General features: G+C 59.8%; 20 protein-coding genes. 7 read left to right on the top strand and 13 right to left on the bottom strand.

Annotated features, from left to right (window positions below):
• Nucleotides 1-61: 61 nt before the first annotated feature.
• Nucleotides 62-1,129 (bottom strand): archaeosine biosynthesis radical SAM protein RaSEA, encoded by a 1,068-nt coding sequence (locus tag V5A26_RS07020; protein WP_332321774.1) that lies wholly within the window; start codon nucleotides 1,127-1,129, stop codon nucleotides 62-64.
• A gap of 121 nt (nucleotides 1,130-1,250) precedes the next feature.
• Between V5A26_RS07020 and V5A26_RS07015 the strand changes: the two genes are divergently transcribed.
• Nucleotides 1,251-3,173, top strand: coding sequence for an aldehyde ferredoxin oxidoreductase family protein (locus tag V5A26_RS07015; protein ID WP_332321773.1), 1,923 nt, complete (start codon nucleotides 1,251-1,253; stop codon nucleotides 3,171-3,173).
• Between the two features lie 85 nt (nucleotides 3,174-3,258).
• Nucleotides 3,259-4,071 (top strand): 3-methyl-2-oxobutanoate hydroxymethyltransferase, encoded by an 813-nt coding sequence (gene panB, locus V5A26_RS07010; RefSeq protein WP_332321772.1) that lies wholly within the window; start codon nucleotides 3,259-3,261, stop codon nucleotides 4,069-4,071.
• Between the two features lie 131 nt (nucleotides 4,072-4,202).
• On the opposite strand, the gene V5A26_RS07005 is transcribed toward panB, so the two are convergent.
• The 9 genes from V5A26_RS07005 to V5A26_RS06965 all read right to left on the bottom strand — a co-directional run bounded on the left by V5A26_RS07005 (nucleotide 4,203) and on the right by V5A26_RS06965 (nucleotide 11,059).
• Nucleotides 4,203-4,457: a hypothetical protein gene (locus V5A26_RS07005; RefSeq protein WP_332321771.1), complete on the bottom strand. Its 255-nt coding sequence runs from the start codon at nucleotides 4,455-4,457 to the stop codon at nucleotides 4,203-4,205.
• A complete protein-coding gene (locus tag V5A26_RS07000) occupies nucleotides 4,458-4,739 on the bottom strand; it encodes a ubiquitin-like small modifier protein 1 (RefSeq protein ID WP_442908755.1) in 282 nt (93 codons plus the stop codon).
• A 13-nt stretch (nucleotides 4,740-4,752) separates the two neighbouring features.
• Nucleotides 4,753-5,145, bottom strand: a complete 393-nt coding sequence (locus tag V5A26_RS06995; RefSeq protein ID WP_332321769.1) for a hypothetical protein — start codon at nucleotides 5,143-5,145, stop codon at nucleotides 4,753-4,755.
• Between the two features lie 132 nt (nucleotides 5,146-5,277).
• Nucleotides 5,278-5,562, bottom strand: a complete 285-nt coding sequence (locus V5A26_RS06990; RefSeq protein WP_332321768.1) for a hypothetical protein — start codon at nucleotides 5,560-5,562, stop codon at nucleotides 5,278-5,280.
• 37 nt (nucleotides 5,563-5,599) lie between these two features.
• Nucleotides 5,600-7,366: an archaeosine synthase subunit alpha gene (gene arcS / locus V5A26_RS06985; protein ID WP_332321767.1), complete on the bottom strand. Its 1,767-nt coding sequence runs from the start codon at nucleotides 7,364-7,366 to the stop codon at nucleotides 5,600-5,602.
• Between the two features lie 45 nt (nucleotides 7,367-7,411).
• Nucleotides 7,412-8,881: a tRNA guanosine(15) transglycosylase TgtA gene (gene tgtA / locus V5A26_RS06980; protein WP_332322297.1), complete on the bottom strand. Its 1,470-nt coding sequence runs from the start codon at nucleotides 8,879-8,881 to the stop codon at nucleotides 7,412-7,414.
• A gap of 59 nt (nucleotides 8,882-8,940) precedes the next feature.
• The gene (locus V5A26_RS06975; RefSeq protein ID WP_332321765.1) at nucleotides 8,941-9,597 is read right to left on the bottom strand and encodes an NUDIX hydrolase; all 657 of its coding nucleotides are present in this window, start codon (nucleotides 9,595-9,597) and stop codon (nucleotides 8,941-8,943) included.
• Nucleotides 9,598-9,751: 154 nt separating this feature from the next.
• On the bottom strand, nucleotides 9,752-9,991 hold the full coding sequence (locus V5A26_RS06970; protein ID WP_332321764.1) for a DUF7123 family protein: 240 nt from the start codon (nucleotides 9,989-9,991) through the stop codon (nucleotides 9,752-9,754).
• Nucleotides 9,992-10,279: 288 nt separating this feature from the next.
• Nucleotides 10,280-11,059: a molybdopterin synthase gene (locus tag V5A26_RS06965; protein ID WP_332322296.1), complete on the bottom strand. Its 780-nt coding sequence runs from the start codon at nucleotides 11,057-11,059 to the stop codon at nucleotides 10,280-10,282.
• A 100-nt stretch (nucleotides 11,060-11,159) separates the two neighbouring features.
• Here V5A26_RS06965 and pyrH point away from each other — a divergent pair, with 100 nt between their 5' ends.
• From pyrH to V5A26_RS06950, 3 genes are read left to right on the top strand one after another with little or no spacing between them, the layout of a single operon-like run.
• Nucleotides 11,160-11,879 (top strand): UMP kinase, encoded by a 720-nt coding sequence (gene pyrH, locus V5A26_RS06960; RefSeq protein WP_332321972.1) that lies wholly within the window; start codon nucleotides 11,160-11,162, stop codon nucleotides 11,877-11,879.
• A gap of 2 nt (nucleotides 11,880-11,881) precedes the next feature.
• On the top strand, nucleotides 11,882-13,573 hold the full coding sequence (lysS, locus tag V5A26_RS06955; RefSeq protein WP_442908760.1) for a lysine--tRNA ligase: 1,692 nt from the start codon (nucleotides 11,882-11,884) through the stop codon (nucleotides 13,571-13,573).
• 48 nt (nucleotides 13,574-13,621) lie between these two features.
• Nucleotides 13,622-15,388 carry a site-2 protease family protein gene (locus V5A26_RS06950; RefSeq protein WP_332321970.1) on the top strand — a complete coding sequence of 589 codons (1,767 nt, stop codon included), beginning with the start codon at nucleotides 13,622-13,624 and terminating at the stop codon, nucleotides 15,386-15,388.
• Here the strand turns inward: V5A26_RS06950 and V5A26_RS06945 are convergent.
• On the bottom strand, nucleotides 15,385-15,567 hold the full coding sequence (locus V5A26_RS06945; protein WP_332321969.1) for a hypothetical protein: 183 nt from the start codon (nucleotides 15,565-15,567) through the stop codon (nucleotides 15,385-15,387). The two genes, V5A26_RS06950 and V5A26_RS06945, sit on opposite strands and share 4 nt — an antisense overlap.
• Nucleotides 15,568-15,713: 146 nt before the next feature.
• On the opposite strand from V5A26_RS06945, the gene V5A26_RS06940 reads away from it, so the two are divergent.
• Nucleotides 15,714-17,300: a PAS domain-containing protein gene (locus tag V5A26_RS06940; protein WP_332321968.1), complete on the top strand. Its 1,587-nt coding sequence runs from the start codon at nucleotides 15,714-15,716 to the stop codon at nucleotides 17,298-17,300.
• 148 nt (nucleotides 17,301-17,448) lie between these two features.
• Here V5A26_RS06940 and V5A26_RS06935 read toward each other — a convergent pair whose 3' ends face one another.
• A complete protein-coding gene (locus V5A26_RS06935) occupies nucleotides 17,449-17,913 on the bottom strand; it encodes a TlpA family protein disulfide reductase (protein ID WP_332321967.1) in 465 nt (154 codons plus the stop codon).
• 47 nt (nucleotides 17,914-17,960) lie between these two features.
• A complete protein-coding gene (locus V5A26_RS06930) occupies nucleotides 17,961-18,656 on the bottom strand; it encodes a hypothetical protein (RefSeq protein WP_332321966.1) in 696 nt (231 codons plus the stop codon).
• 558 nt (nucleotides 18,657-19,214) lie between these two features.
• Here V5A26_RS06930 and V5A26_RS06925 point away from each other — a divergent pair.
• Nucleotides 19,215-19,919: IS5/IS1182 family transposase (locus tag V5A26_RS06925; protein WP_332322295.1), on the top strand; the 705-nt coding region annotated here is incomplete at its 3' end.

The following is a 19,919-nucleotide window of genomic DNA, read 5'->3' as shown; positions in this document are numbered from 1 at the left end:
AGTGGTACTATCACCCGGGGGGTATTCAATCAATGGTATATTCTACTGGGAAACACGCCGTTCAGTTTACGAGTGGCATGTTGTAACTCGTCTCTCGCTCGCAGACTGACTCCCAGGTCACCTCACACTCACAGGACACTTCGTCGAACACTGATGGGTCCTGGCGGCGGTTGAAGTCCCCGATCGCTCGCGTTACGGTTTCGTCACACTCCCCGCAGTTGTGAGGCCCACGGTCGTTTCCAGCCCCGACGGGGTCCGAGACGACGATTGCGTCAACCGTAGCCGTCTGTTCGAGCACGTCGGTGACCGACCAGAGCCACGGTGGCCGATAGCCGTTATCGTAGTAGAGTTCCTCGACGAGCGTGTCTTCCATAACCGTCGTCGGGTTGACTGATATCGTATGCGCAAGCGGTGCCAGTTGCTCGATGGACGAAACTGCGTCCTCGATCGCTTCGGATTCGGTCAGGAACGGTGGTTTGAGCAACAGGTACGCTTTCACGCTGGCGCCGGCCTCGTGAGCGGTTTTCGCAGCGTCTACGACCGCGTCAAAGTCGAAATATTTGTTCACACAATCCCGGCGCACACGGTCAGTGGCCGTTTCGACGCCGATGGCCACGTCGGTCGCGAGCCCAGCGTCGAGAAACGGTTCAAGCCGAGATTCGGTGACGAAATCCGGCAGACTCTCGATGACGATACGCTCGCGGTCCGCGAACCGCTCGGCGATTCCCTGGCGGCTGGGGGCCCCTACCTCCCGGTCGTCCAGGATCGATCCCGAGGAGTAGAGTTTCACCACCGCCGCCGGCTCGTCAGCGTTCGCCGCTTCGTACTCGATCGCGGATTCGATCTGACTCATGAGTGCCTCGTGGCTCACGCCCTCGGCGTTTTCGGATTCCGAGACGTAGCCACACATCGTACAGCCCCCGGCCCGGGCCCAGCGACAGCCCCCGGTGTCCAGAATGATCGTGAGCGAGGATCTGATGCCGTCGGGTGTGAGGTCCTTGTCAAGCCAGGTCCGAGTCGGCTGGGTCGGATCCCCGCCCTCGTGGCGCGAGCGCAGCCGACCGGTGGCTCGGTTGAGCGCGTCCATCCCACGCCCATAGTCGTAAGTGTCCGGCGTCGCGTCGGTCATGATGGAATTGATGGCGGCGGCGCGTAAATCGCCGTCGCTCGATCACGTAACTATATTTGGTTACATACCGACGGGAAAAACTACGCCCCATCCACCCCTATACAATTGATGGAGGTTACTTATGACAGAACTCGGCGGATTCAACGACCGTGTCGCCAGGGTCGATCTGACTGAGGGCTCGGTAGCCTATGAAAGCATCCCGGACGAGGACGCCAAGAAGTACATCGGGGCGCGGGGTCTCGGTGTCAAATACGTCTTCGACAACGGTCCGGACGTGGACCCGACAGGTTCGGAAAACATCCTGACGTTCATGACTGGCCCGCTGACCGGTTCGCGGGCTGTCATGTCCGGCCGAATCGCCGTCGTGACCAAGTCACCGCTCACGGGGACTGTTACCGATTCCCATCACGGGGGCTGGAGTGGAGCACGGCTCAAATGGTCGGGCTTCGACGGCCTGATTTTCGAAGGCGCGGCCGAGGAGCCGGTGTATGCCGTCATCGAGGACGGTGACGTCGAACTCCGTGATGCGTCCCACGTTTGGGGTATGACCACCCACGAGGCTCGCGACGTGCTCGAAGAGGAGGTCGAGGGGGAGTACGGGAAGAACCTGAGCTTCATGGGTATCGGCCCGGGCGGCGAGAACGGCGTCAAATACGCCTGCATCATGAACGAGGACGACCGCGCGAGCGGTCGTGGGGGAACCGGATGCGTGATGGGGTCAAAGAACCTCAAGGCCGTGATGGTCAAGGCCACCACGGACATGCCTGAACCCGCGGCCGTCGAGACGTTCACCGAGGGGACGTCCGAGGCCATGTCGGTGGTTCAGGAATCGGACGTTACCGCTCCGAACGAGGGTGGACTCTCGGTCTATGGAACGAACGTCCTGATGAACCTCACCGAGGAGATCGACGCACTGCCAGCCCGGAACGGGAAGTATACCTCGACCCGGGCCGAGCGGGAAGCCGAACCCGAGGAGCCCAACATGGACTCGGAGAACGTCTCCGGGGAGTACGTCCGGGAGAACATCCTCGTGGACGAACCGACATGTCACTCCTGCCCGGTCGCCTGCAAGAAGGAGGTCGAGGTCAGCACGACCGTCGACGGCGAGGATGTCGACCTCCGGATGGAGTCCCTGGAGTACGAACCGGCGTTCACGTTCGGTCCCAACCCCATGAACGAGGACATCGAGAAACTGGCCATCATGATCGACCGGTGTAACAAGATGGGCATCGACGCCATCGAGACCGGGAACATCATCGCGCAGGCCATGGAGATGGACGAGAAGGGCTACCTCGAAGAGGGTATTGATTGGGGCGACGCCGACAAGATGATCGACCTGATAGAGCGGATCGGCCGCCGCGAGGACGAACTGGCCGACGCCCTCGCCGAGGGTGCGGCGGGTGCGGCGGCGGAGTTCGACGCGGAGGACACCAGACTGGACGTCAAGAACCAGACGATCCCGGCTTACGACCCGCGGGGCATGAAGGGCATGGCCATCGGCTATGCGACCTCGAACCGCGGCGCTTGCCACCTGCGCGGCTACACGCCTGCCGCAGAGGTATTGGGCATCCCGGAGAAAGTCGATCCCGTCGAGGCGGAGGGCAAAGGCGAACTCCTCGCGGTGTTCCAGGACCTGCATGCGGTTTCGGACTCCTTTGACCTCTGCAAATTCAGCGCCTTCGCCGAGGGCATCGAGGAGTACACCGCCCAGTACAACGGCATGACCGGGCGGGACATCTCCGAGGACGAGTTGACCAAAGCCGGCGAGCGGATTTACACGCTCGAACGCTACTACAACAACCTCAACGGCTTCGACGGCGAGGACGACACGCTGCCCGAGCGGTTCCTCGAGGATTCCGAGGCAGGCATCCCTGGGAAGGGCGCTGCCGAAGGCGAACTGGTCGAGATGGACCTCCTCAAGGACGAGTACTACTCCGTCCGCGGTTGGGAGGACGGCGTTGTGCCTGAGGAGAAACTCGACGAACTTGGTATCGAAGTGGGCCCGGGCACCGGTGTGAGCGGCGCGGCCTCCGCTGACGACTGACCGGCCTGTCCGATCCGCGGTCGACACCGTGGCAGGTTTCGACGAAGACAGGGTCCTTAAGAGAGCGGACTCATTGGTGGGTAACATGCCCACCGTCGCTGACATCCGGTCCCACGACGACGCGGATCGACCACTGACCTTCTTGACTGCCTACGATGCCCCAACCGCTGCTGCTGTTGACGAGGCGGGCGTGGACATGATCCTCGTCGGCGATAGTGTTGGAAACACGATGCTCGGCTACGATTCTACGCTTCCGGTGACCGTCGAGGAGATTCTCAGTCATACGGGTGCTGTAACCCGGGCCACGGAAGACGCCCTGGTCATTGCCGACATGCCCTTCATGAGTTATGGTGCGGATCCGAACGATGCGATCGAAACGGCTGGGCGGATGCTCAAGGAAGCGGGGGCCCAGGCGGTCAAACACGAGAGTGGTCCCAATACGATCGAGTTGACCAAACGGCTGGTGCAAAACGGTATCCCGGTAATGGCCCACCTCGGGCTGAGCCCACAGAAAGTCAACGAGACCGGCGATCTCACTCGGCGAGCGACTGAATCGGACGAAGCCGATGAGATTCTGGAACTGGCGAAAGCACACGAAGCCGCTGGCGCCTTTGCGCTTCTGCTCGAACACATTCCCGCGAACGTGGCCAAACACGTCACCGATGCCATTGATATCCCGACTATCGGTATTGGCGCCGGCCCAAAGGTGAGCGGTCAAGGCCTGATCATCACCGACGTCCTCGGGGTCGGCGACTGGGTCCCGCCGTTCGCCAAACAATACGCCGATGTGCAATCCGAGATGGAAGCAGGAATCGAGGCCTACATGGAAGACGTCAAATCTGGAAGTTTCCCGGCCGAGGACCACTACGTCCAGGCAGAAATCGACGGTTGGGAATAACTGTCCGGTCCGTCCCGCTCTCGCTGACCTCCTTTTAGTCGCCGACCTCCCATTCTTGGAGCCCCTTCTCGGCCGCCGACCCCCATCTTGCACCCCTTCTCAGCCGCCGACCACTACTCCCGCTCCGCTTCTCAACCGCCTGCACGAACCGCTTTCTTCGCGAATGACGGAACCAGCTCCTCGAGTACGGCTTCTTCGCCCTCGAAGACGAGTGTGACTTCGGTGAGTTCGAGCGACGGCCCGATTTCGACGGTCTCGGCGGAGAGGTCAGCCCGCCACCCCTCACCCTCGGCGTAGTCCTCGCCGACGGTTTCGGCGCCGACTGACTCCAGGTACTTCACCGCGAGTCGAATCGAGATGCCCCTGAACGACCGCTCGATACGCATCTATCCACCTGCGACGGGCGGGAACAACGAAAGGCGATCCCCAACCGCAAACGTCTCGTCAAGGCCATCGAGATGCAGGACCTCCTTTCCGTTTTTGAGGACGTTGAGCTGAGGCTGTATTTCGCCCTCTTCATCGAGCAACTGTCCGTTCAAATCTTCGAACTCGTCTTCGAGTGCCACAAGCACCTCACCGACCCTAACCGAGTCGGGGTACTCACGGGTGATCGTTTTCTGGCCGACTGCCTCCCGGAAGGTGGCGAACAGTCGGAGTTCGAGTTCGATGGCTCCGTCTCCCTCAGTCGTCATCGGATTGGAACCGGATTCCGTCCTCGACGAGCCTGGCATTTCGCTCGCGGTCGACTGTCTCCCCGACCGACTCGTGATCGTAGATCTGGGCGATCAGGTCCGCATAGAGGTTCCGCCACCCGATGGCGTAGATAGGAGACTGCCCCCAAGCCCGGAGCTCGGCGACGAAGTCGTCGTACTGCTCGTGGCGGTCTTCGAGCCGATCGATGGCGTCCACGATCCCACTCGCGGCCTCCTGGTCGGAGGCTGCCTCCTCGAGCAGACGATTGAGTCGGTCTTCCCAGGCAGCAACCGCTGTTTGCATGTCTGTGGCTGCGTCGTCGTCCTCGTCCGGAAGTGACTCGAGGATCTGTCGCGGGACTCCGAGTGAGAGTTCGTCCATGGGGCCAATCCTCGCCGCAGGCACAAAAACGCCCCGTCGGGGGCGAAGTACGCACCGTTCCCTGTCGATTTCGGGCTGATTTGGGCGCCGCTGCAAGGGGGTCACAACCGGCAAAACGCCGCGATGGACTGGCTACTTGACCTTCGAGGGTCGCAGCGGATAGGTATACAGACCCATTTTCACCCGCTCCCACAGGCTCTCTGCTTCTTCATCATCATGGACGTCACGGTCCTCACGTTCCTTTCCGGACGGCCCACGGCTCAGCAACTTTTCGGTCATCTCTCGGGTGCCGAAATCGAACTCGACGTACCGAACCGGGTAGTGCCAGGGTTTAACCCGGAGAACGAGCCAGAGGCTCGCCAGGAGTACCACCCAACCGACCGCGGCAAAGCCCAGGTATCCGAGATTGATCGCCATATTCCATCCAAGGATGGCGACAACCGAAAAGGTATCGTCATCGATCCGCGGCAGAATCGGTCACATGGCGCACATCAATCGCCTCGCCGCGAGTGCTTTCGATCATTGCAGCCCCGTGCATCGATGCCCGGCCGATCCCGAAGGCCTCGGGCCCCTCGAAGACCACTTCGTCGCCGACTCGGATCGATTCGTCCGCATCCACGATCCCGGGGGCCAGCACGCTGCCGTGGGGCCGGAACGCGTCGATTTCGACACGGCTCGTTCGAACAGTGCTCTCGACCCACTGCCTTGCACCCGCCAGTGTGAGGGCGAGCGTTCCGTATTGGGGGACGAGAGCAGCGAGTTGTTCACCGTCCGGTGCGAGTGCCTGGAGCCTGGGATACCGCCCCTGTAACTCGAACTCTGGGAGGATTGCATCGCCCGCTCCCGGACCGAATTGATAATCCGCAATTGCTCGCAGGCTCGCCCGTTCCTTCGCTTCGACCTGGATCGTCCGCTCGCCCTCGAGGGCCTCGCCGAGCGCTGCGAGTGAGTTCCCTGCAGTCGGATGGTTCTCGACTGTGAACGTCACCGGCAGATCTCGTTCCGCCAGCGCTTGCTCGACGATTTCCTGTTCGCCACCTGGCGAGACATGGGCAATGACACGGTCATACTCCGTTGCGTCGAGCAGGTTACCCAATCGGTCGGCGATGACCGAGATCTCGGTCTCGCTCCAGTCATGTGTCACGGCCGCGTCGTAATGCTGGGCGGGATAGGTCAACTCGAGTTCCTGGGGAACGACCCCGAGCGGGGCGGTGAGGGACACCTTGTGCGCCCGATAGCGGGCGGCTTCCTGGAACTGTCGATGGCTCTGGGAGTCGCTGTAGGGTTTCCCGGCCGAACAGGGGACGAGCAACAACGGGACGTCCTCGAACCGGTTCGCGTACCGCGTTTCGACCCGGTCGGCAAACCGAGTGACGGCCGGGCGGAACAGGGAATCATCGGTCGTCGCTGCCAGTTCCGACCGGCGGAAGAGTGGTGCCCGCTCTTTCAGGAACGCACCCTCCTGATCGAAGCGTCGCAGCGCCGCCGTCATCCACGGATGATGCCTGGCCTGCCCCTCCAGGTAATCGCGGAGGCGGCCGGACCGAATCCGTTCACGGACCCGGGCCAGTTCGGCGGAAAGTGCGGCCACGTTATGCTCGATACAGTCCTCGGTGGTGAACTCCGAACGTGGGCCCTGGCAGGCCGGGCAGGTACAGGACAACTCCGACCGGTCCTCCAGAAACGATTCCTCGGTTGGTTCGAGATATCGGCCCCGGGTGCCCGCCACGACGGCCCGATCTGTATCGACGATGTCCACGCCCGCATAGGCCAACAGGCCGACGTTCGCCGGTGTCGCGACCCCCGAAAACAGGAGCGCGGTATCGTCCGGAATCGACCGTCTGATCTCGATGATGGTCTCGACGAACGCACGTGCATGTCCGATCAGTGGTCCGGGTGTCGAAAGGATGTAGGCGTCAGTGCCACGGTCCTCGACCGACTCCTGGGAGATAACGGCTGCACTTGGGCCATCGATATCGGGGGCCGAGACATCGAGTTCGTCCTGAACCGATCCGGGCGTTCCAGGCGGGAAGGCTCGATGCGGGAGCAACGTGAGTTCCGAATCGCTTCCGGACGGAACCTCGCGTTCATCTGCCCAGAGGCTGCCGGCGTCCTGGAGGGCGTCCCCAATGAGTCCGGGCGTGTGGCGTGGTTCGGCGAGGCCGAGTTCGCCGACCCTCGCGGCCCCGTCTCTGTCGAGGACCTCGAAATACTCGGTCATGGCCCGTACTGCGGGTGCGTCGGGGAATTATCTTCCCATCGCGGGTTATGGGTTCCGACCCAGCCGTTCGATAGTCACCGACTCGGGGAGTTTCGCCAACGCACGGTCGGGCCATTGGCGCTGGGCGACCGTGACCGACGTCTCGGGATTTGCCTCGACGAGCCGAGTGACACCCTCCGCAGCGGCCACGTAGCCAGGTGTATCCATTTGTTCAGGGACTTCAGCCGTCAGAGGATAGGTTGTTGTGAGTCCTGGCGGGATCGGGCCAAATGGCGGTTTGAGTCGCCAGGTGGTCGCAAACCGATCATCGGCCCGTCCCTCGGTTAGCAAGAGCGAACCCTCGACGGTCAGCCGGTCGAGTCGGTCGTGATGGCGCAGGACTTCCGGTCGGTGCGCGCTGTCCGCCGAGAGGTAGAAGAACGTGCTTTTGCTCGAACGATCGTGGGTTTCCAGGTGCTCGACGTGTTCGAGGAGGGTCCGATAACCATCGAGCAAACTCGGATGGGCGTGAGCCCGCGCCTCGACGAGTTCGAGCAGGGACCCGTCCCGGATCGCCGATCTGATCCGACGGATCTCGGCCATGGAGACGTGAAGGTTGTGCTCGGCCAGCAAACGTGTTCGTGTCTCCTCATCGACATCGCGCAACTCACTCGGTTCGTGATTCGTGCAGACGGGACAGGAACACGGGAATTCCTGCAGGTCTTCGAGGTGCTTTGTCCCCCGGACAGTGAGGTAGCGTCCCTCGCGGGCAAACAGCGCGTAGGCAGCCGAATCGAAGAGGTCACACCCCATTGCAGCGGCCAACGCGAAGGTCATCGGGTGACCAGCCCCAAAGAGGTGGACGGGGGCGGCTGTTCCAAGGCCCCGTTTTGCAGCCATGACCTGTTCGACGACATCGGCGTATCGGTAGTTGTTCAACAAGGGAACGACTGCTCCGATCGGGAACACGTCGAGTTTCGTTTCCGCGGCGGTTGCCCCGGCCTGCTCCCGGAGATCTGGAAGTGTGCCGCCCTGGACGGGCGCGGTTACCAGCATGTCTTCGGTCTCGACCGATGCAGCGATTTCGAGGCGCCGCTCGGTTTCGGCTAAATCGGTTGTGACGGTTTCTCGGTCGGCGTCCGGATGGGTTGGGATATCGACTGGCGTCCCGATGTCCGACCCGATCGCCGTTTGAAAGGACAGGATCTCCTCCGTCGAGACCGAGATGTCGCCGTACTCCGCAAGTTGGAACGAGCCCGAATCGGTCATGATCGGGCCGTCAAAGCCGATGACTTCGTGCAACCCCTCGGATTTTGCCTGTGCTCGAAGCTCCTCGTCCTGATAAATGATGTAGGCGTTCGTGATCAGCATCTCCACCCCGAACGCTTCGAAACGATCCGGGTCGATCGTACGGTAGTGGGGATTGACGACTGGGAGCAAGGCCGGGGTGCGAACGGTCCGGTCGGCGCGAGGGACTTGGAGGTCGCCGATCCGGCCGGACGCGTCCTGTGATCGGATCTCGAAACTGTCCGCCATTGGACCAGAATTACCCGCGGGGAGGCATACTCGTTGTGTTTGCCGTCACTGACAGAAACTCACGGCCCGTTCGGGGGCGAGACTGATATCTGATCCATGTCCCCGACGACGTATCGGAGGAGTCCAAGGGCGGTCCGGCCGTCCTTGAGATCGCCCTGAAACAGCGTTTCCAGAATGTCTCCAAGCGAGCTCGTGACCACCCGGATGCTTTCGTCCTCGTCCAGGTTTTGTGTGCCCGTCGGGCGGCAGTCGGTCGCGACGAAATAGTGAAAGACCGCGTCCGAGATACCGGTCGCCGGCTCGAACGTGTCGAGGCGGTACACGTCCGATGTTTCGTATCCGGTTTCCTCAGTGAGTTCGCGCTGTGCGGCCTGATGAAACCCCTCGCCCGGCTCGATTCCGCCGGCTGGGAACCCCCGTGTCACCTGTTTCACCGCTTGGCGCCACTCTTCGATGAGGACGAGATCACCGTGCGGGGTGAACGGAAGAATGACGACGCTAGGCCCATCATGGAGGTAATCGAAGTCCGTGGTGGTGCCATCGGGGAGGGTCACCTCTTCGTGAACGATCGAAAACCCTGGGCAGGAATAGGCGTTCTCGCGGTCCTCGGTGACCCACTGGAGGGGTTCCTCGTGCTCGCCTCCGGCCGAATCGGGGTCGGTCTCCTCGCTCGTGTCACGGGGTGAATCCCCGTCCTCTGGCTCGGGGTTGGTCATGCTCCAGAGGACTTGGCAGGGCGGCAAAAACGTCCCGGTGGCGATCTCGATACGTCCGAGTTAACCGGCTACGAAACGGGGCATGACATCGTCGAAGAATGGGGACGGGGAAGGGAAAGCAGGGCGGGAAGATCCAACGGATGGGTGTGGGTACTTAGGCAGGGCTGACACGCCAGGTCGTTGCGCTCGTGTAGGACCACTTTTCGATCTCGAGGTCCGAAGCGCTCTCTTTGAGCTTGACCATGAGTGCGCCGATCTCTTTCGGCGAGAGATCGACATCGTCGGCGATGAACTTGCTCTTGAAGTACATCTCACCGTCCGTTGCCTTCTCCCGCAGATACGAACGCAATCGCGCTTCTTTGGGTTGGGCCGCGGTTGTCGTGGAGGGGCTCATGCAAGCAACTCTATTGTGTCGGGTAACTTATACCGGGGTGACGGTTCGTACAATTTTGGGTCCATTCACGACTGTTTGGAACTTTTTACTTCATTTCATACCTGGTCGAAAAACGCTTAGACATTTTATCAAGCGATTTAATCGGTACTCTGGCCTATCCCCCTCTTTTGTGACAGTATACTTTCACCCACGATATTCCGGCATCACCATCGGTTTTGGCTCCCTGGCGGACGAAGCAAGCAAGCGCGCGGACTGTTCTCGTGGCTCTGCCACGGATTATCCCACTTCTTAGGGCTCTCGTTCGTGTCGCCAGAATTCCGCTTCGACGGTCGTCTCCTTCTTGAAAATCGGGACCGCCTCTTTCAGCCGATTGATTCCCGCTTCGACGGCTTTGAAGGCCTGCCCGCGGTGGCCCGCGAGGACGACGACAAAGACGATGTCGTTTCCGCGTTCTATCCGGCCGACCTTGTGATGCATCGCGACCTCGTGGACACCGTCCCAATCGGTCAACTCTTCTTCGATCTCCCCCATCCGCTCAGCGGCCACCTCGTCGTATTTCTCGAAGGTCAGGGACTCCGTCGGCTCGTCATCAACGGTTTCTTTGGCTCGGACCTGCCCAGTGAACGTTGCGATCGCACCAGACAACTCGGCCCTCGGGGACGCTTTGACCGTCGCGACGAGACTTTCGAGGGTTTCAATCGGCTCGCACCCCTCCATCGCTTCGATCGCTGTCCTTGGCTCGACCGCCCCTGGATCAGAAAACGCGACTGCTGGCTCATCGAGTTCGGTTTCTCCGACGGCCATCTGGGGCACGTCAGCTTGGGGGAACCCCACGATCAAAGCGGCGTCATGCGTTTCGGCGAGGGAAGACAGCGCATCCTCGGCGTCGAGACCGGATCCCCGGGCCGACCAACCCTCATCGCCAATCTCGTAGACGGTTCGGTCCGGGGCCATCTCTCCTTTCCGTACCACGCCGACCCGGCCACGGTCTTCGAGCTGGTCGAGCAGGGGTTCGAGAACGGTGTCGGGCTCGACGGTCGGTCCCGTGACAATTCCCAGCGCGTGCATGTCCCCACGCATGAGCGCCCTCGGTTTGTAGGTGTCGTACGCGGCGGTTTCGGGCCGAACATACCAATCCTTAAGAGCGCTACCGGGTAAACTGGCGGCAATGAGGGTAGTGGTTTCTCTCGGTGGCAGCGTGCTCGCGCCGGACCTCGACGAGGAGTCGATCCGAGCCAACGCCGAGGCCATCGAACAACTGGAGGCGGCCGGGGTTGAACTCGGAATCGTTGTGGGCGGGGGTTCGATTGCCAGAGACTACATCGAGGCCGCTCGTGAACTGGGTGAAAACGAGATCGCCCTCGACGATATTGGCATCTCGGTCACGCGACTTAACGCCAGGCTGCTCATCGCAGCGTTGGACGGTCTGGCCGCGCCGACGCCGGTCGAAAGCTACGAAGCCGGGCTTAAAGCGATGCGGCGCGGGGACATCCCGGTTTTGGGGGGCGTGACACCCGGTCAGACGACGGATGCGGTTTCAGCCGCACTCGCGGAGTATGTGGAGGCCGACCTCCTTGTCTATGCGACGAGCGTCCCGGGCGTGTTCACGGCGGACCCGGACCAAGACGACCAAGCTGAACACATCAGTTCGATGACGCCGGCGGACCTCGTCGACGTTATCGTCGACACGGAATTGATCGCCGGGAGTTCCGCACCGGTTGACCTGCTCGCAGCGAAACTGATAGAACGGTCCGGAATGCGCACGATCGTCCTGGATGGAACGGAGCCCAAACGGGTGGTGGACGCAGTCCTTCGCGGGGCCCACGACGGAACCGACATTACACCCGATGGGAACCGGACGAGTCTGCCCGCCTGGGAGCGTGAGTGACCGTGTCCGGGGACACTACCGAGACGGCGGAGTCGGACGGCGAGAGCCGGCCCGAATTGGACGACCCGTACATTCTGGCTGCGTCCGACGCTCGGCGGGACTTCTGGGCTGACGTGGTCGCCGACCGGATTCTCGACCGGGAACCCGCTGAACCGATCGTCATCAAAGGAGGAATTTCCCCGTCAGGTGTCCCACACTTCGGGAACATGAACGAGATCGTCAGGGGCTACTTCGTCGCGGAAGTGCTCCGCGAGCGTGGATTCGACGTCCGGCAGGTGTTCACGAGTGACGATCGAGACCCTCTCCGGAAACTTCCCCGGAAATTAGCCGCTCTCGACGGCGAAATCGTCGATTTGGGCGACGTCAACGCCGGCGCACTCGGTCGGAATCTCGGGAAACCCTACACTGATATTCCGGATCCGTTCGGGTGCTGCGATTCGTATGGGGCCCACTTCGCCGAACTCGTCGAGCGCTCCGCGACTCTGCTTGACATTCCCGTCGAGATGATCTCGAATACGGCCCGCTACGAGGATGGCTCCTTCGAGGCAGTCACTCGAACCTTTCTCGAGCGAATGGAAACGGCTCGAGAAGTGCTTTCGGCCTATCAGAACAAGGTGGATGAGGATTATGTCCCCTTCAATCCGATCTGCTCGGAATGTGGCAAAGTAACCGAAACGGTGACGGATGTGGATCTCGCGGCCGGGCGAGTCTCTTACCGGTGTACCGACATGGAAGCAGGCGATCGGACGATCGAAGGCTGTGGCCATGAGGGGTCGGTGTCGCTTCGAGAGGGGAAACTGCCATGGCGGTTCGAGTGGCCGGCCCAGTGGCAGCTCTTGGGCGTCGACCACGAGCCGTTCGGAAAGGACCACGCTGAAGGGTCCTGGCCCAGCGGCGTCGATATCGGCCGCACGGTGCTGGATACCGAGCCCCCGATTCCGATGGTCTACGAATGGTTTACGCTCGACGGGGCGCCGTTTTCCTCTTCAGCGGGGAACGTGATCCTCGTCTCCGAGGTTTTGGAGTTCCTCGAAGCCCCGGTTGTCCGGTATTTCTTCAGCAAGAACCCGCGGAAGGCCCGGGATTTCTCGATCGAACACGTTGACCAACTGGTCGCGGAGTTCGACCGATTGGAGGCGACATACTTCGGCGAAAACGAGGTTGACGAGGACGAGCAGGCCAGGGCGGAGCGGGTGTACCCGCTCCTCGTCGAGGAGATTCGTCCGGAACGGGTCCGAATCCCGTTCAGCTTTGCCGCCGTGCTCGGCATGACCGAGGATTCGGCGCTTCGAGAGGAGATAGCCAGGCGTGAAGGTCATATTCCCGATGACGCACCAGAGTGGGCTATTGAAGGGGCATTGGACCGTGTCGAGCGGGCTCGGGAATGGGCCCGACGCACGGATAACGCCTTCAACTACGACCTCAAGCGAGAGTCGATGCCCGAGGTCGAGATCAAGGAGTCGACCGTTGCAGCCCTAGACGCCCTGGCCGAGTTCATCGAGAGCGGTGCGAGCCCCCAAGAGATACAGGGCGAGATCTACGAAACGGCCCGGGAATACGACATCGAGGTGAGTGACTTCTTCGAGACGGGCTATCGCCTGTTCTTCGATCAGCCCGAGGGCCCAAAACTCGGGACCTTCCTCGGCAAACTCGATCAGGAGTTCGTCCTGGCCCGATTGCGGCGCGAACGCTGAGGGTCACAATCCGAACGCCTTTCCTTATCGCGGCCTCGTATCACGATGATGAATGCCTGGTCCTGGATTCTCGGTGGCCTTTTAGCCTATTGGCTGGCCGTCTCCCTGTTGCAGTCCCGCGACTGGTTTCCCGAGTATATTGGGGTGATGGGCCCGATTCTGACGGTCCATACGAAACGCGGCCGGGACATGCTCGATCAACTGGCCAAACCGCGTCGCCTCTGGCGGATCTGGGCGAACATGGGAGTTGGGTTTGCGCTCGTCATCCTTGCCGGGGCGTTTTTGCTATTGCTGGCCAACGCGGTGCAGGTCCTTCGGAGTCCGCCGCAAGTCAGTGCGGTCAATCAACCACAGAACTTCCTCGTCATTCCGGGCGTGAACGACTTCCTCCCGCTGGCGGTGGCCCCCGAAATCATCTTCGGGCTCTTTCTCGGGATGCTGGTCCACGAGGGCGGCCACGGTATCCTTTCTCGAGTCGAGGGTATCGAAGTCGAATCGATGGGGGTCGTCCTCCTTGCCATCCTCCCAATCGGGGCCTTCGTCGAACCCGACGAAGAGAGCGTGCAGTCAGTCGATCGGGGCAGTCGGGCCCGCATGTTTGCGGCCGGCGTGACGAACAATTTTGTCTTGACCGCGATCGCGTTTGCCCTCCTGTTTGGCCCAGTCGTCGGATCAATCGGGGTCGCGCCAGGGGCCGCAATCGGCGGGGTCTTCCCCGGCTCACCGGCTGATCAGGCCGAGATCGATAGCGGCGATCGGATAGTGGCCGTTGGCGACCAGCCGATCGAGACAAACGATGATCTGGGCGACACGCTGTCCGTTGCAGGCGCAGACGCGGTGACGGTGGGGCTTGCTGATGGCAGCGAGACGGAAATCGAGCGTTCCGTGTTGGTAACCGGCGTCGCCGAAGGGTCACCGTTTGACACGTTCGGAACGAACACCACTATCCGGACGGCCAACTCGACGCCGGTGAAAACCGAGGCCGACCTTCGAGGGACACTTCGAAATACGACGGTTGCGACGCTTGGAACCGCTGGTGGCGAGGAAGTCACTGGTCCAATCGGGGCCATGGTCGTGGCGGTCCCGAACGAACCGGCCGCATCGGCCGGCATGCCGACTGAGTCGTCGCTGGTGGTGACACATATCGGCGGCGAACGGGTCACTTCGCAAACGGCCCTGAACGACGTGCTGGATAGGTACGAGCCCGGGGAAGAAGTGTCAGTCCGAGCCGCCAGTGACGGCGCCGCCGAAACGTTTACTGTCACACTGGGGTCCCAGGACGGGTCGAGTTACATAGGCGTGCAGGTGTACCAGGGGATCAGCGGTCTGGTCGTCTCGGACTTCGGAGCGAAACTCTATCCGGCCCAGACGTACCTCCAGATGGCCGGTGGCGACGCGACCGGTTCTGGGATCGTCGGGTTCCTCCGCGGTATTGGCGTGAGCTTGCTGTTACCGCTCGTGGGGAGTGTTGGCTTGAGTGGCCTGGAATACAATTTCGCCGGGTTCGTCGGCTGGAACCTGAGTTTCTTCACGGTCGAGGGGCCACTCGCGCCGCTGGGAAGCAGCGTCTTCCTGTTCGCGAATCTCCTCTTCTGGACGGGGTGGATCAATCTCAACCTCGGCTTTTTCAACTGCATTCCCGCCTTCCCGCTTGACGGTGGGCATCTTCTCCGGATGATGGCCGAAGCGACGGTTTCCAGACTGCCCATTTCGGACCGGCAAACAGCGGCCAAAGCGATCACAACATCGGTCGGGCTGACGATGTTGCTAGCCCTCTTGTTGATGTTGTTCGGGCCACAGTTGCTCGGGCCTTAACCGACCGTAAACTGGACGGCAAACTCGTGGCTTTCGGGACAGGAAAGGGGCCGGGTCTTCGTTCGCTCGGTCGACGCTCTTTCTGCTTCGGTCTGGACCGATTGTATCTCGCTCCCCTGCGGGAGGCCGACGCGAACGTCGGCGTTACAGGTCGGACACTGAACGGTCTCGACGCCCATACTGGTGTGTTTCCTATCCGCGAGGAAAACGGTACCGCCTGGATGTTTATTTTGGCCGGGCTTGTAGGGACGGATGATGCTGACAGGGATTAGCTGCTGGAAGGGGAATCGTCCTGAGCCGGGCCGGGACCCACGGGGTGGTATCGATGGTTGAGCAACCTGCCGAGGCACAGATAGAGCAACTCTCCGTCGAGGAGGAACTCCATCTCAAGGAAGACGCAATGGACGGCGCCCCGGTGGGGATCACGATCTCCGATTCGATGCTCCCGGACAACCCGTTGATCTACGTCAACGAATCGTTCCTCGACATCACCGGCTACGATCGGGACAAGATTCTGGGAACCAATTGTCGGTTCCTTCAGGGCGAGGACACTGACCAGGAGGCGGTCGCGAAGATGGGCCAGGCGGTTTCAGAGGAAGCGGAGACCGCCGTCGAGATCAAAAACTACCGGAAGAACGGCGAACTGTTCTGGAACCGGATCGAGATCGCCCCCATTTGGGACGACTCGGGGTCGGCCCGGTACTTCGTGGGCTACCAGGCGGACGTGACCGACCGAAAGGAGGCCGAACTGGCGCTTGCGGCCGAACGGGAGACCCTCGATCACGTCCTCTCGCGGGTCGCTTCGCTTGTTCCGGCGATCGCCGAAGCGATCATTCACTCGGACTCTCGGGACGCCCTCGAATCGACGATTGCAGAGCGGTTTGCCGACCAGCCTGACATCGAGGCGGCCTGGCTCGGTCAATACAACCCGTCGACGGGGCTGCTTCGACCGGTCGCAGGGACCAACCAGCCTGCAGGGGGAATCTCAGTCCCGGACGGGGAGTCATCGCCGCTTTCCGAGTTGGTCGGGTCAGGGTCGGTGGAGCTCGTTACGGAGTCAGCGGACTATTTCAGCGATCTGGGTGGAGTGGCTGCAACGGCGCTGATCCCGCTCCAGTATCGTGACACGGTGTACGGTGTGCTTGCGGCCGCGACCAGCCAGACGGACCTGTTCGACGAGCGAGAGACCGTCGTAATGCAAGCGGTCGGCCAGGCCACTGGCGCAGCGATAAACGCGCTCGAACGGGTCAGTCTCACCGGCGCACAGACGGTTATCGAAACACGGTTGGAAATCGCCGATCCAACAATGCCGCTGGTCGAACTCGCGGACACGCTTTCAAGTGAGGTGACAGCGGACGGGCAAGTCGCGGTCTCCGATGGCGATCCGACCTTATTGCTGCGGTTGGGCGACGTCCCGGCGGCCGCCGTTGCTGATGCGGTCTCCCGAACCCCCGACATCACGCTGATCGGTGGTTCGGAGGAGACTGTCGTCGAGTGGACTGTTCCGGAGGGGCCGCTGTCCCGTTCGCTCGTGGAGGACGCCGTTCGGCTCGATGGCCTGTCCGCGACCCCGTCAAGTGTCAGACTCCGATTTGGGGCTGCCTCCGAGCACATGGCCAACACGGTCGTCGGTCGGTTCCGTGACGGCTACGACGGGACCGAATTGCTTGCCTTTCGGGAGCGAACGAGTGGCGGGCAGCGCGGACCGGAGTTCCGTGAAGCGGTGACCGAGGAACTCACCGACCGGCAACTCGAGGCACTTCAAAAGGCCCACCTCAGCGGGTTTTTCGAGTGGCCCAGAAGCGTCGAGGGAGAGAGTCTGGCCAGTGCGATGGACATTCACCCGTCGACGTTCCACCAGCATCTCCGGGCGGCCGAACGCAAACTCATTACGGCGTACTTCGACCGCTAACGACGGATGGCTGAGCCCGGTCCCCCTCCCTGGTCGTAGATTGATCAGCACCGTCTGCCGCAATGTAACCGACAAAGTGGAGGATATTGCCCCGCACACGGGAGACGTCGGCCAGCATCAAACAAATTGAGCACGTCGCAGACCAGCGTTAATCCTGATTGGCGACGATATCTCTCGTATCCCGGCACCCCTCATCTAAACACTCATCGATCTTGGCCTTGATTTTTGCCACTATTTCATCACCGTAGCCGATCCAGTAATTCGAGCCGATAAATGTCATCGGGACAGCCTCTTGATCGACCCCAAAACCATCGATAAACTCTTTCATTCGTTGGCGATTGTCCTCGTTATTATACACCTCCAAACCGACGACACCCACATTTTTACGATCTGCTAACCCCTCCATGAATGGCATCATATTTTCACAATGCGGACAGGACGCACCCCAGAACCAATACACGATGACGTCTTCCGTTACTTCTTCATCCCACCCGTAAAACGGTTCTTGAGCCTCTTTGGTCTCGTTCGATGACAAACACCCAGCAACCCCACTGAGAGCCAGTCCCGAACCCGCCGCAAGCAATCCCCTTCGACTTACCCGACGTTCGGCCATCAATCAATAGTAGGCCAGTTATCCCTCAAAAACCCCCGCCAATCTATTCAGACGACCGAATTCTCCCGCACCACCGATTCGGCCCACACAATTAAACCTGAGAAAATCACGGCACCGAGGAACAAGATGACTGTTTCCCTAACATTCTCTAGAATTTCAGGGCGAATTACCATCGCGATACCCAACCCCAAGAGAACTACACCAGCAAACAACTTGAGGAATCGTCCATGTATTTCCGAATACGGGACCCGATCCATCGAATACCAAGCCGCTCCAATAATCACGATCTCGACGGCCAGATACAGCAAAATATAGACCAAAACCAACGCACCGAAAATCCCCTTCGAGGGATCGTGTACGGCCACCAAGTTACTCCAAACGACCGGGAAACCAGACGTACATGGAAGCTCAATCAGCGCAACACCGCCAGCCATCACAGCAGTCGCGAAAATCGTGGAGAGTGTGCCGTCCGTTTGAACCGCCTCCCGCAGCCCTCGATAGACGTCTGGTTTCACTCGATCCGGTATGGTAAATGAGACGCCTTCGCCGAAAAAGAAGTAATCCTTGATACTTACGACCGCAAATCCGATCGCGAACACCGCAACGACGTATCGAACAACATCCAAGTGAGCGATGATATCCATTGCAGTGAAAATACCGGCAACGAAAAATCCATAAATCGCCCCTGTGACCGCAAGAAAGGTTCCGCCAACGATCAGGACCTTATTTCGGCCCGAACGCATTACTAGACCAATCAATACGGAAAGGATCCACAGCGAACAGGGATTGAACCCGTCGACGAAACCGATGATTGCTGTCGATATGAGAATCGGCTGACCCTCGAAAACGGTTGATGCCGCATTTGGATTGGGAAGAGGAAACCCCGAAAGAAGCCCCAACAGGGCAATGAACATCATACCTACAATTATCGCTCTGATCTTCCGCACCATTCATTAGTAAATTTGCATACTGAAATCCTTCAATTTTTGCGATCCCGGTCGATCGGAACGGTGGGCAGCGTGTCCTTTCGTATAGTATGTTACACCGGCTCCGGTTCCCCCTCCAATTGAGCAATACCTACCCTCTGGGGAGAAAACTCACTGTAAGGAGAATATTTGTTTGCTGCATTTGCACCTTGTATTCATCAGCGGTAGGTTGTAACTACTCAGATAATAACCAAAACCGTCTGCTGAATAGAACCTCTAAACCTTGTTTAGCCGATCAAATTCAAGCAGACTAGAGCCTGTACTACTATTATCAGGATTCTAGTAGCTCCAGAGAAATACCAAATTTACTAGGAAGTGAATCGAGACGGTTTAGGTGTACTAACTAAGACCCCTCGCTTCACAAAAGAAGTGGTATCGCTTGCACAAAAAGCCGTCGTTGGTCAGCCAGATCCGGCTTACCGACCGGGAAAATATGGCTACGGCGACTGGGTAATTCTCGCTATTCAAGGGCTGAAAGAGTATCTCGGTCATCAATACAGGAAATTGATGAATGTACTCAGAAAAATGCCGAGAATAACTAATATGCTCGGTTTAACGCTTGAAACCGTTCCTCATTTTTCAACATTTTGTACTAGAAAACAAGATATTCCGATGAAACGGTGGCGAGCCATTCTCGATTATTCGATCGAGCTCTACGATCTCGGAGAGGTCCAGGCTATCGATGCGACGGGTGTTGATCGAATCCAAGCTAGTCAACATTATGCGAAACGAACCGATTACATATTTGAAGCGGTCAAAACTTTAGTACTTATTGATTGCAAAACAAGTGCAATCCTAGATATACATTGTTCGATGAAACAACCGCATGATACCCAAGTCGGTTTCCAAGTGGTAGTGCGGAATTTAGACGATCTGAGTGCTATCGCGACCGATAAAGGATATGATTGGGATGTTTTGCGGACGAGGCTTTGGCCAGAAAGTATCAAACCACTAATTCAGACACGAGTGAAAGATTTGATGGGATATACACAAAATCTGTTGATTACGGATCGCCAGTAT

It is taken from the genome of Halodesulfurarchaeum sp. (genome assembly GCF_036626455.1).
Lineage (GTDB): Archaea > Halobacteriota > Halobacteria > Halobacteriales > Halobacteriaceae > Halodesulfurarchaeum.
This window is presented reverse-complemented; position numbering and strand designations above follow the sequence as displayed.

Coding starts and splice junctions, on each gene's coding strand:
- V5A26_RS07020 (WP_332321774.1), bottom strand. CDS start 1,129: ATGACCGACGCGACGCCGGACACTTACGACTATGGGCGTGGGATGGAC.
- V5A26_RS07015 (WP_332321773.1), top strand. CDS start 1,251: ATGACAGAACTCGGCGGATTCAACGACCGTGTCGCCAGGGTCGATCTG.
- panB (WP_332321772.1), top strand. CDS start 3,259: ATGCCCACCGTCGCTGACATCCGGTCCCACGACGACGCGGATCGACCA.
- V5A26_RS07005 (WP_332321771.1), bottom strand. CDS start 4,457: ATGCGTATCGAGCGGTCGTTCAGGGGCATCTCGATTCGACTCGCGGTG.
- V5A26_RS06995 (WP_332321769.1), bottom strand. CDS start 5,145: ATGGACGAACTCTCACTCGGAGTCCCGCGACAGATCCTCGAGTCACTT.
- V5A26_RS06990 (WP_332321768.1), bottom strand. CDS start 5,562: ATGGCGATCAATCTCGGATACCTGGGCTTTGCCGCGGTCGGTTGGGTG.
- arcS (WP_332321767.1), bottom strand. CDS start 7,366: ATGACCGAGTATTTCGAGGTCCTCGACAGAGACGGGGCCGCGAGGGTC.
- tgtA (WP_332322297.1), bottom strand. CDS start 8,881: ATGGCGGACAGTTTCGAGATCCGATCACAGGACGCGTCCGGCCGGATC.
- V5A26_RS06975 (WP_332321765.1), bottom strand. CDS start 9,597: ATGACCAACCCCGAGCCAGAGGACGGGGATTCACCCCGTGACACGAGC.
- V5A26_RS06970 (WP_332321764.1), bottom strand. CDS start 9,991: ATGAGCCCCTCCACGACAACCGCGGCCCAACCCAAAGAAGCGCGATTG.
- V5A26_RS06965 (WP_332322296.1), bottom strand. CDS start 11,059: ATGCACGCGCTGGGAATTGTCACGGGACCGACCGTCGAGCCCGACACC.
- pyrH (WP_332321972.1), top strand. CDS start 11,160: ATGAGGGTAGTGGTTTCTCTCGGTGGCAGCGTGCTCGCGCCGGACCTC.
- V5A26_RS06950 (WP_332321970.1), top strand. CDS start 13,622: ATGAATGCCTGGTCCTGGATTCTCGGTGGCCTTTTAGCCTATTGGCTG.
- V5A26_RS06945 (WP_332321969.1), bottom strand. CDS start 15,567: ATGGGCGTCGAGACCGTTCAGTGTCCGACCTGTAACGCCGACGTTCGC.
- V5A26_RS06940 (WP_332321968.1), top strand. CDS start 15,714: ATGGTTGAGCAACCTGCCGAGGCACAGATAGAGCAACTCTCCGTCGAG.
- V5A26_RS06935 (WP_332321967.1), bottom strand. CDS start 17,913: ATGGCCGAACGTCGGGTAAGTCGAAGGGGATTGCTTGCGGCGGGTTCG.
- V5A26_RS06930 (WP_332321966.1), bottom strand. CDS start 18,656: ATGCGTTCGGGCCGAAATAAGGTCCTGATCGTTGGCGGAACCTTTCTT.